Origin of the sequence: Streptomyces sp. NPDC005728, from assembly GCF_040630895.1 — a bacterium.
GTDB lineage: Bacteria > Actinomycetota > Actinomycetes > Streptomycetales > Streptomycetaceae > Streptomyces.
Window position 1 is genome coordinate 202,332 of sequence record NZ_JBEXYL010000001.1, and the last position, 10,744, is coordinate 213,075.

Below are 10,744 nucleotides of genomic sequence, written 5' to 3' on the forward strand. Positions count from 1 at the left end.
GTCTCACAACCTACCCGGAGGGTGTGACAACCGGCCCGGCTCACACGTCGGCGGAGGCTCCCGGGGCGAGCCGGAGGTGCTCGGCTCCGGCCAGGGCGCCGATCTGGCGGTCGTAGATCGGGCGGGCGAGGTCGGTGAGCAGGGCGTCGTGGACGTCGTAGGCGCGCTGCGGCTTCAGCTCACGGACGTACTCGATGACCTCGGAGATCTTGTTCCAGGGGGCCATCACCGGGAGCATCAGCGTCTCCACGGGGTGGTCGGGGACGGTGAGGGCGTCGCCGGGGTGGAAGACCCGGCCGCCGTCGATCAGGTAGCCGACGTTGGTGATGCGCGGGATGTCCGGGTGGATCACCGCGTGCAGCTCGCCGTGGACCTGCACGTCGAAGCCCGCTGCGGTGAAGGTGTCCCCGTGGCCGACGGTGTGCACACGGCCGGGGAAGGCCGCCGCGATCTGGTCCGCGACGGACTTCAGGGTCCAGATCTCGGCCGCCGGGTTCGCCTCCAGCGCGGCCCGCAGCCGGCCTTCGTCGAAGTGGTCCGGGTGCTCGTGCGTGACCAGGATCGCGTCCGCGCCGACCGCGGCGTCCTGCTCGCTGAACCCTCCGGGATCGATGGCGAGCGTCCGCCCGTCCTTCTCGAGGCGGACGCAGGCGTGGGACTTCTTGGTGAGCTTCATGTCTCCACATCCTGCCGCCTGCGGCCGCCCGGGGTGTCACTGGGTGGGCGTGGTCTCCTCGCGGATGACCTGCTGGGCCACCTTGAACGCGCTGTTCGCCGCCGGTACGCCGCAGTACACGGCCGCCTGCATCAGCACCTCCCTGATCTCGTCCGGGGTGAGGCCGTTGCGCAGGGCGGCGCGGGTGTGGAAGGCCAGCTCCTCCAGATGGCCGCCGGCGACCAGTGCGGTGAGCGTGACACAGCTGCGGGTGCGGCGGTCCAGGCCGGGCCGGTCCCAGATCTCGCCCCAGGCGTAGCGCGTGATGAACTCCTGGAAGTCGCCGGAGAACTCGTCGGCCTGGGACAGCGCCCGGTCCACGTGCGCGTCGCCCAGCACCTCCCGGCGGATCTTCAGCCCGGTCTCGTACCGGTCGGGCGGCCCGAACGGGTGCGGCGGTACGACGGCGGGTGCGATCTCGGCGACGGGCACGACCGGTGGCGCCGCCGTCAGGGCCGGGTTGACCGGGGCGGCGGGCAGTGCCGTCTGGCCGGTGTCGAAGGGCTGCTGCCAGGCCGTCGAGAAGTGCCGCACCAGGAGGTCCGTGACGGCGGCGGGCTGCTCGACCGGCACCAGATGGGAGGCGCCGGGGACGACCGCGAGACGGGCGTCCGGTATCCCGGCGACCAGGGTGCGGGCCTCGGCCGGCCCGGTGACCTGGTCCTCGGAGCCGACCAGCACCAGGGTCGGCGCGCCGACCCGGCCCAGCTCGGGCCGGACGTCGAAACCGGCGAGGGCCTCGCAGGCCGCGATGTAGCAGCCCGGGTCGGTGGTGCGCACCATCTGGACGGCCCACTCGGTGATCGCGGGCTGCGCCGCGGCGAACCCGCCGGTGAACCAGCGGTCGGGCGCGGTCCGTGCGATCGGGTCGAGCCCGTTCGTGCGGACGACGACTCCGCGCTGGCGGAACTCGTCGGCGGTGCCGAACCGGGGCGAGGCGGCGACCACCGCGAGCGAGGCGAGCCGCTCGGGGTGGCGCAGGGCCAGCTCGATGCCGACCGCTCCGCCCAGCGCACACCCGGCGTAGCCGAAGCGCTGCACGCCGAGCGCGTCCAGCGTGGCCAGGAGGCGGGCCGCCAGCTCGCCGACGGAGCCGACCGGGTGGGCGGGGGCTCCGCCGTGGCCCGGCAGGTCGAACCGGAAGACCCGCCACTGCTGCGTCAGCTCGGGGACCTGGCGGTCCCACATGTGCCAGGTGGTACCCAGGGAGGGACCCAAGATCAGGACCGGAGCCTCTTCTGGCCCGTCAAAGCGGTATTGCAGGGTGTTCGACGGTGTCTCACTCACGCCCCAGACCCTCTCACGTATCACGACTGCCCCTACAGCGGGGGCTGTGAGGATGTGGGCCGGACCAGGTGAAAGACCTCTCGGGCGACGTACCTCTTGAGGCACCGGACAACCTCGTTTCGGGTCTTCCCCTCCTTGATGCGACGTTCGTAGTGGTCCTGGGTGCGGGCCTTGACGCCCGAGACCTCAGCGAGGTTGTGCATCCGGGCCATCTGCACTGGACCATGACCCGACTTGGCCTGCGCGCGAGTCCGCCCGCTCAGCACTGACCGGGCCGCGTTCCGGGCATCGAGCGGATCCGATTGTCCCCGCCTACGACGGTCGGTCCGATCGGGCCGGTTCACGTCGAAAACGTCCACACCCTGAGCCGGCAGGCAGCGGGACAGGACCGCCCCGAAGGAGCCGGTCCCCTCCACCCCGGCCCGCCGCACCGTGCCCAGCCGTGCTGCCCGCTCCAGCAGTTCGCGGTATCCAGCCACGGTGGCCGGGAACACCTCCGTGCCGATCACCGCCCCCACCAGGGAGAGCACAGCAGCCGCATGAGCGTCCCGGTGCGTGTCCACTCCAAGGACCACCTCCCCCGACGGCCGGCGTCGGCGGGTACGCGGGGCAGGGGACGTACCGGTCATGCTCGTTCACCTTCCGACCCGGTGGCGCATCGCGTAGCCGGCACCGGACCGCGCGGACGGTCAGAACCGTGACGACGCCTGGTCGGCAAGCCCCTGTCGAGACACACCCGGCCGACCCGGTACCAGCAACGCCCCATGCCCGGCCAAAGGTCGACACAGCGTGAGCAAGACACCCCGGTCAGAGATCTCAAGAGTCGGACCCCGCCGCAGGACAGCACCCGCCAATTCTCCCCACACCCACAGCCCCCGGCCCAGTCCCGCACAAGATGCTCAATCCCAGCTCATGGAACATCCTGAATCCGACTCTGGCCGACCACAGCGGATCGCGAACGTCGACATCCCGCTCCGTGACCGACTCGGTCACCTGGACCCGGTGCTCGTACGAGCGTGCGACGACGTCCTGCGGTCCCCGTCCGGCGCCGGGTCGGCCGGTCCGGGCAGCCCACTGGGACCGGTTCCTGGTACCGGGCGTCCGGAGGCCAACTCGGTGCTCTCGCCAAGGAAGCCGCCCGACTGGTGCTGCCACAGCTTGGCGTAGGCACCCTTGGCCGCGAGCAGCTCCTCGTGGGTGCCCTGCTCGACGACGCTTCCGCGGTCGAGGACGACGAGACGGTCCATGCCGGCGACGGTGCTCAGACGGTGGGCGACCACGAGGGCCGTCCGTCCGTCCATCAACCGCCACAGGGCGTCCTGGACGAGGAGCTCGCTCTCCGAGTCCAGCGCGCTGGTCGCCTCGTCGAGCAGCAGGATCGGGGCGTCGCGCAGGATGGCCCTGGCGAGGGCGACGCGCTGGCGCTGGCCGCCCGAGAGTTTCACTCCCCGCTCCCCCACCAGAGTGCCGAAGCCGTCCGGGAGTTGGTCGGCGAACTCCGTGACGTGCGCGGCCGCGGCCGCGGCGTGGATCTCCTCGTCGGTGGCTCCGGGCCGGGCGAAGGCGATGTTGTCCCGCAGGCTGCGGTGGAACATGGCGGGTTCCTGCGGGACGTAGGCGATCAGTGAGCGCAGGTCGGTCTGGCGCAGCCTGCTGATGTCCTGACCACCGATCAGGATGCGTCCGTCGTCGATGTCCGACATCCGCAGCAGGAGCCGGGTGAGTGTGGTCTTGCCGCCGCCGGACCTGCCGACCAGACCGATCCGTGCGCCTGCGGGCACGTCCAGGTCGAGTGCCTGGAAAATCGGCTTCGCGCCCGTGTGAGCGAAGGTCACCGCCTCGAAGCGGATTCCTGTGTCCCGCGGTGCGAGCGGTTCGGGTTCCGTCGGGTCGAGCACGGTGGGCGGATCCAGCAGCAGCTCCGTGAACTGCGCGGCCTCGGTCATCGAGCTTTCCAGACGCCGGTAGATCTGGTTGAACTCGAACATGATCTGGGTCGCGTTGGAGTAGTAGGTGAAAGCGACGACGACCTCCTCCACTCCCTGGCCCGGGCCGCCGAAGGCGATGGCGACCAACAGGCCCAGCACGTTGGTCAGCACGGACAGGGGGGCGATCAAGGTGTCGACGCGCAGATTGCCGTAGTCCCACGACCTCAGCGTCAGGCGACGGGAGTCCGCGACACGGCTGCGGTGTTCGTCGGCCTCCCGCCGCTCGGCCGCGAACGCCCGGATGGTCTCCATGTTCGTGAGGCTGTCGGCGACGTGGCCGGAGACCCGGGCGATCGCCGCCTCACGGTCGTTGACGAGCCTCTGCCGGCGACGGATCAGAGGTGTCGCGGCCACCACGGTCAGCGCGATCATCACAAGAAGGCCGACGACGAGCATCGGTTCGTAGCTCCACAGGACCACGGCACCGAACACCAGGGGGACGAGACTGCCCACGATCCGGTACGTCACCGTGTCGACGAAGTCCTCGAAGCGCTTGCCGAAGCTCAGCACCCGTTTGGTCAGGGAGCCGGCGAAGTTGTCGTGGAAGAATGCCGCGTCCTTGGCGAGGAGTTCGTCCATGCCGCTCACGTACAGGTGTTCCATGCCGAGGGCGTCCACGCGGTTCAGGCAGTGCTGCCCGACCCGCCACACGGCCTCGGCGAGCAGCAGAGTCACGCCGAAGCCCAGCACGTACGGCAGCGCCGAGGTGAGGGTGAGACCGCTGTCGCCGGCGGCCTGTCCTGCCAGTTTGGCGATCAGCAGGGGGGCGACGTAGCTAATGCCGATGTTACCCACGGCCGGCAGCAGCAGCGCGGGCAGGGCCAGCCGTCGTAGTCGCATCAGTTCTCGGCCGTAGCGGCGCAATGCCAGAACGACCGCGCTCCTGCCCGGCGTCGGCCCTCGCGTATCTGTTGTCCCCATCACACTCCCAGAGGTTCGGAAGTCGGAAGTGTCCCGTTGAGAGAGGATCTCAGTCCAGGCATTTAACGCGGACCGGCGAGAACCGGACACTGGTGCGTTCGGCGTACGGAGCGGACGTATCCGGTGGTGAGCTTGCGGCAGTTGGTGGGGTCGTCGTAGTTCAGGGCCCGGCGCATGGCGGGCTCGAGTTCAGAGGCACCGGCCGTCGAGTGCCAGGCGTCTTTCTGGGTCGCAGGGCAGGCCGCGGGGCCGACGGCGGGGGCCATCCGACTGTCGTCGACCGTGACGGCGAGTTCCCTGATGCCGGGCAGTCCCAGGTGTGGCCGGCCAGTCGGAGGTCTCGGCAGTACGCGGTGGCCTCCGTCACGCTCATCGCGGCCGGTGAGGAGCCGCGCTGCCAGGTCAGACCCGTCGCCGGGTCGGTGACCTCCTCGTCGCAGATCCGCTGGACGGGTCGTGCTGTGCCGCCGTCGGGGGCACGAACACACAGCGGCCCCGGTTCCTGCCGTCCTGGAAGGCGGCTCGCCTCGAACGCAGACACCCCCGCCGGAACAAGCGAGTCAGACCCCGGACCCGGGACAGCACCCACATGGGGCTGCCCACCATGAGCACCCCGACCGGCCTGGGACGGCCGGATACAGTGCGCGCGACGGCAGAGTGGTTGCTCAAGGAGGGGAAGCGTGACCGACACCAGCGAAACCCGATCCGCCGACAGTGCAGCGCACGCGACTCGGCAGAGCCGACTGCACCGCCTGATGCGCTACCTCCCCCTGATCGCCCCCGTCCTGCTGTGGACCGTGCCCTGCTGGCTGCTGCTGCACACCGGCCAGCACTGGCCGCTCCCTGTCACGCTCGCCGGCACCGCCCTGTTCGCCCTCGGCCTGATCGGTATGCCGCTCGCGATGGTGCGCGGCCACGGCCGACGCCAGCAGGACTGGGCGGCGATCGTCGGAGACACCCTGCTGGGCACCATCTGGACCCTGTTCACCTGGTCCGTCGTGCTCGGCGTCCCGCTGCGGCTCGCCCTGACCGTGACCGGTGTCGGCGACGGCCGGGGCCGGGCCCGGATCGTCACCTGGGCGGTCCTCGGCGCAGCCACCGTGCTGCTCACCTGGGGGTACGCCGAGGCCCGCCGGGTACCACGGGTACGCCGTCTGGACGTGCAACTTCCGCGTCTGGGGGCCGGGTTGGACGGCACGCGCGTCGTCCTCATCACCGACACCCACTACGGCCCGCTCGACCGCGCCCGCTGGTCGGCGCGGGTATGCGAGACGGTCAACACGCTGAACGCCCACCTGGTATGCCACACCGGAGACATCGCGGACGGCACGGCCGAACGCCGCCGCGCCCAGGCCGCCCCACTCGGCACCGTGCAGGCCACCCGGGCCCGGGTCTACGTCACCGGCAACCACGAGTACTACAGCGAGGCCCAGGGCTGGGTCGACCTGATGGACGAGCTGGGCTGGGAGCCGCTGCGCAACCGCCATCTGCTGCTCGAACGCGGTGGCGACACCCTCGTGGTCGCCGGCGTGGATGACGTCACCGCCGAGTCCTCCGGCCTCGCCGGGCACGGCGCCCACCTCGCCGGAGCCCTGCACGGCGCCGACCCCGACCACCCCGTCCTGCTCCTGGCCCACCAGCCCAAGTTCGTCGACCGGGCGGCAGCCGGCGGCGTCGACCTCCAGCTCTCCGGCCACACCCACGGCGGCCAGATCTGGCCCTTCCACCACCTGGTCCGCATCGACCAGCCCGCCCTCGCCGGCCTCAGCCGCCACGGCACCCGCACCCTCCTCTACACCAGCCGTGGCACCGGCTTCTGGGGCCCGCCCTTCCGCGTCTTCGCCCCGAGCGAGATCACCCTGCTCGTACTCCGCTCCCCGCAGCGGCCCCCCACGCCGTAGCGCTGGGTGGGCCGGCGGTTCCGCCTGGAGATGCCGCAGTGCGCCGGCACCCCGAAGAAGGGCTACGCATCCTGCAACGCCCGGCGCGTCACCAGCGGCACCACCGCCTTCCAGGAAGAGCAGGCGGCGAAGAAGGGCATCGCACCCCGGACCGTCCGGCCGAACGCCGCCGCGGACTCCCCCAGCGGCCACGGCCCCGGCGACCTGCGGTCGGCCTACGGCCTGACCTCCACCGCCTCCGCCAGCGGCTCCGGCAGGACCATCGCCATCGTCGACGCCTACGACGACCCCAGCTCCGAGTCGGACCTGGCCAACACCCACGACAGTCAGGCTCTGATGCCCCTGTCCGGAGCCTCCCGCAGATCCGCTCCACCGCGGGCCGCACCGACGCCGGTCGGCCTAGCTCCACGGGGCAAGGGCTGTGACTACTTCCACTTGCGCTGATGGCTGCACTGGCAAGACATCACCCCCCTGCAGCGCTGACGGTGGACTGTGGCCACTTCGTCTCACAGATCGGGGTTGTGTGAACCACGTATTTACGCGGCCGACCTCGATCGTGTGTGGAGCCAGCCGAGGTGTACGCGATTTCGATGGCCCTGGGAGTGCCGGAGGCGAGGGGGTCGCCGGGAGAGGCCGCCGGCGCAGGCGATCCCCCGCCAGGGCAGAGACGACGGCACACACGGAGCGCGCGGCGTCCAGCGGCTCCTGCATGCCAGCCACCATGCGGGCGAGCCCGGTGCCCTGCGAACCGGCACACCGCGTCATTCCGAAGGAATGCGAAACTCCAATTCGGGACGGTCCCACGGCACGGCGGGCGGGTTCGCGAGCGCGGTCCCGGTCCGCACTGCACCAACGCGGTGGTAGAAGTCCTCGGCGGGAAGATGCGACACGACCTTGACACGGTCGAGCCCGGCGGCACGGGCCTCGGACTGCATGTGCGCGACGAGCAATCGTCCAATACCCCGTCCTTGCGCTTCGTCAGCGACGAACAGCAGGTCGAGCTCCGGTGGAGCGAGGACGAGCGAGTAGAACCCGAGGACCCGGCCTCCATGCTCGTCGGCGCCGACGGCTACGAAGGCGCGGTGGGCCTCGATGTAATCAGGACCGACCCGGTAGCCCGCGACTGCGGCTGCGTACTTACCCTCGTAGGCGCCTGAGCCACGCACGAGCCGCGTGAGCCGTTTGGCATCCCGCGCGACTGCCCTCCGTATCGTGATCGGCTGGCTGATCGGAGAAGTGCGTGAACTCATCGGGAGAGTATTTCGCACCCGGGGAGTGCCTTCCTTCGGCGGGTCGGCTGCTCGGGCATGCGTTCCTGCACCGCTCCCGGGAACCACTCGTGCGAGCGCAACCGATCTCACGCCGAAGAGGCGCCGGAGCGCTCCGGTGCGGCTTCGGGGTCTCAGGGCTCCGCGCGGAGGTCCCCGTCGGAACGCTTCTGGCGGGCCTCACCGTATCACCCGCTGTCACGCAGCTGTCACGAACTGGGCGGACCCTCTCGGACCAGTAGGCCCTGACCTGCGATTTCATGCCCGCAATTGACTGGTGTGGACGCCCCTGGAGGGTCCCTGCAACCCGTGCCAGGTGGTACCGAGCGAGGGGCCGAGGATGAGGACCGGGGCATCTTCCGGGCCGTCGAAGCGGTACTGGAGGGCAGGGGTCTTCGTCTCACTCACCGCTCCACGCCAACCGCCGCGGCCGGACGGGCGGCCGCTGGGCCCCGCTGTCCGCACCGGGCCCCGGGAATCACCGGGGATCCTCACACGGCCTTCACCGGATGCCGTGGGCTGCCGGTCCGGCGGCGGACGCGGCCGGTGCCGTCGGCGGACGCGGCCGGTACCGTCGGCGGCCTGCGTCGCTCAGAGGTCGTCCGGTGTGCCGAGACCGGTGAGGGCGCCGACCGGGTCCAGGTCGGGGGTGCCCCGGGGCCACCAGTCGTCGCGGCCCGGCTCCGACTCGTAGGCGTACCACAGGCCGTCGCGGCCCAGGCGGAGCTGGACGTGGCCGCGCGGGTGGGTGAGGCGGTTGCGCCAGGGGCGGAACGCCGGCAGGTCGGCGGCGAGCAGCAGCGGACGGGCCCGGTCGAAGCGGCCGGCCGGCGGATCCCACGGCTCCTCCAGCACGGCCAGCCCCTCCGGCCCGCCCTGCCGCCAGGCGGCGACCGCGCGGGCCAGGTCGGCCGGGGTGCGGTCGGCGGCCGCGGCGAGCGTGGCGTAGAGGGCGCGGGTGCCGGCGGTCAGGCCGGAGCCGGGGCGAGCGGCGGCCAGCCGTACGGCGTCCTGCCACAGGGTCAGTTCGCCGACCGGGTCGCGGCCGGTGGAGAGCAGCGCGTGTGCGCGGGCGGCGGCGTCGGTCGCCAGCTGGTCCAGTGCGAAGGGATCCGGCCCGCCGGGCGCCGCCGGGTACACCGGCGGCTGCTCGGGGTGCGCCGGCACGGGCAGCGGGCCTGGCAGCGGCGGGAGCCGGCGCGGAGCGAGGGCGTCGGCGGCGCGGACGCCCGGCACGGAGCGCGGTGGACCCTCCTGGGCGGCGCGGGCCGCGCGGGCGGCGCTGCGGCGGGAGAGCGCGTCGAGGAGGGCCTTCTCGCCGCGGCCGCGCAGCAGGAGCAGTACGAAGGGGTCGGCGTCGAGCAGGCGGGCCGTCTGGTAGCAGAGGGCGGCCGCGTGCTTGCAGGGACGGCCCGAGTCGGGGCAGCTGCACTGCGGGGCGAGGTCGCCGGGGCCGGGCAGCAGAGGCACACCGCAGTCGGCGAGGGACTGGGGCAACTCCTTGTCCAGCAGTGCCGCGATGTACCCCGGCCGGTCGGCGGCCGCGTCCAGGAAGCGCTCCCAGTCCGCGTCCTCCAGTGTGCGCAGCCGCACCTGCACCCGGTACGGGCGCGGGCGGCTCCCCCGCACGTAGGCCAGCACCAGGCCCGGGGTCACGGTGATCGCGTCCACCTGGCCCTGGTCCGCGTAACCCCGGCCGCGGCCCAGCCGCTTGACGTCCAGCGCACCCTGTTCGAGCGCGTCGACCCAGGCGTTCCCCCACCAGGTCTCGGCGAAGCCGCGGTCCTCCGGGGAGTCCACCCGGGGCGGCAACGCCGGGAAGGTACGGCGGAGTTCGGTGTCGCGGTGGGGAGCGGCCATCGTGGAGGGGATCTGCGGAGGCGCCGGGGCCGGGGGGAGGGGTTCGGTGACGCGGTGGGTAGCGGCCATGGTGGCGGGGATCTGCGGAGGCGCCGGGGCCGGGGGGCGAGGTTCGGTGCGGTCGGGTTGCGTGGCGTCGGATTCGCCGGCGGAGGTGCCCGTGCCGGAGGTGCCCGTGCCAGAGGTGCCCGTGCCAGAGGTGCCCGTGCCGGAGGTGTCCGTGCCGGAGGTGTCCGGCTGCTCCGGAGTGTCGGTCCAGGCGGGCATGCGGAAGGAGTTCGCCAGGAACTGCCGCATGTCGTGGGCGGCTCGGACGCGGGCGGTGGCCGGGGATTCTTCGCCGGGGCGCGCGGAGGCGGGTGGGGAGACGGCGGGCCGTGGCGGTGTCCGCCGGCCACGCCGGGACTCCGCCGCCGACGCCTCGGCGCGCAGCGCCTCCCGGCGGGCGGCCCGGAGCGCTTCCCTGGCCACGTCGGCCGGGCGTCCCGCGGGCCGGGCGGCTGGGGCGGCCTGCGGCGCGTCCCGGTCATCCTCGTGACCGGCCTGCGCCTTGGCACGGGACTCGTCCCGGCCACCGGACTCCGTTGCGACACCGAGTTGGCCCCGGCCACCGGAACCGTGGGAGTCGCCGCTCTCACCCCGGCCACCGAGACCGTCGAAGCCACCGCGCTCACCCCGGCCATCAGACCCCGCCACAGCACCGGACCCACCCCGGCCACCGGAACCGTGGGAGTCGCCGCTCTCACCCCGGCCACCGAGACCGTCGAAGCCACCGCGCTCACCCCGGCCATCAGACCCCGCCAC

8 protein-coding genes and 2 pseudogenes are annotated in these 10,744 nt (G+C 72.2%); 3 read left to right on the forward strand and 7 right to left on the reverse strand.

Going from position 1 to position 10,744, the window contains the following annotated elements; all coding sequences use genetic code 11:
* Nucleotides 1–40 precede the first annotated feature (40 nt).
* The 4 genes from ABZ471_RS00865 to ABZ471_RS00880 form a co-directional block, all read right to left on the reverse strand.
* Nucleotides 41–676 carry an MBL fold metallo-hydrolase gene (locus tag ABZ471_RS00865; protein WP_359060925.1) on the reverse strand — a complete coding sequence of 212 codons (636 nt, stop codon included), beginning with the start codon at nucleotides 674–676 and terminating at the stop codon, nucleotides 41–43.
* Between the two features lie 36 nt (nucleotides 677–712).
* Entirely contained in the window at nucleotides 713–2,002 is a 1,290-nt protein-coding gene (pcaC, locus tag ABZ471_RS00870) for a 4-carboxymuconolactone decarboxylase (protein ID WP_359060927.1), read from the reverse strand.
* Nucleotides 2,003–2,034: 32 nt separating this feature from the next.
* Nucleotides 2,035–2,631 (reverse strand): transposase, encoded by a 597-nt coding sequence (locus tag ABZ471_RS00875; protein WP_359060929.1) that lies wholly within the window; start codon nucleotides 2,629–2,631, stop codon nucleotides 2,035–2,037.
* A 360-nt stretch (nucleotides 2,632–2,991) separates the two neighbouring features.
* Nucleotides 2,992–4,911 carry an ABC transporter ATP-binding protein gene (locus ABZ471_RS00880; RefSeq protein WP_359060931.1) on the reverse strand — a complete coding sequence of 640 codons (1,920 nt, stop codon included), beginning with the start codon at nucleotides 4,909–4,911 and terminating at the stop codon, nucleotides 2,992–2,994.
* Nucleotides 4,912–5,591: 680 nt separating this feature from the next.
* Here ABZ471_RS00880 and ABZ471_RS00885 point away from each other — a divergent pair.
* Both ABZ471_RS00885 and ABZ471_RS00890 read left to right on the forward strand, forming a co-directional pair.
* On the forward strand, nucleotides 5,592–6,812 hold the full coding sequence (locus tag ABZ471_RS00885; protein ID WP_359060933.1) for a metallophosphoesterase: 1,221 nt from the start codon (nucleotides 5,592–5,594) through the stop codon (nucleotides 6,810–6,812).
* Between the two features lie 30 nt (nucleotides 6,813–6,842).
* Nucleotides 6,843–7,124 (forward strand): annotated as a pseudogene (locus tag ABZ471_RS00890) (peptidase S8); the annotation flags it as partial.
* Nucleotides 7,125–7,573: 449 nt separating this feature from the next.
* On the opposite strand, the gene ABZ471_RS00895 reads toward ABZ471_RS00890, so the two are convergent.
* The 3 genes from ABZ471_RS00895 to ABZ471_RS00905 all read right to left on the reverse strand — a co-directional run bounded on the left by ABZ471_RS00895 (nucleotide 7,574) and on the right by ABZ471_RS00905 (nucleotide 10,411).
* The gene (locus tag ABZ471_RS00895) at nucleotides 7,574–8,062 is read right to left on the reverse strand and encodes a GNAT family N-acetyltransferase (protein WP_359060935.1); all 489 of its coding nucleotides are present in this window, start codon (nucleotides 8,060–8,062) and stop codon (nucleotides 7,574–7,576) included.
* Between the two features lie 276 nt (nucleotides 8,063–8,338).
* Entirely contained in the window at nucleotides 8,339–8,488 is a 150-nt protein-coding gene (locus tag ABZ471_RS00900; RefSeq protein WP_359061290.1) for a hypothetical protein, read from the reverse strand.
* Nucleotides 8,489–8,671: 183 nt separating this feature from the next.
* Nucleotides 8,672–10,411 (reverse strand): SWIM zinc finger family protein, encoded by a 1,740-nt coding sequence (locus tag ABZ471_RS00905; protein WP_359060937.1) that lies wholly within the window; start codon nucleotides 10,409–10,411, stop codon nucleotides 8,672–8,674.
* Between the two features lie 63 nt (nucleotides 10,412–10,474).
* On the opposite strand from ABZ471_RS00905, the pseudogene ABZ471_RS00910 reads away from it, so the two are divergent.
* Nucleotides 10,475–10,744, forward strand: a pseudogene (locus tag ABZ471_RS00910) (hypothetical protein); the annotation flags it as partial.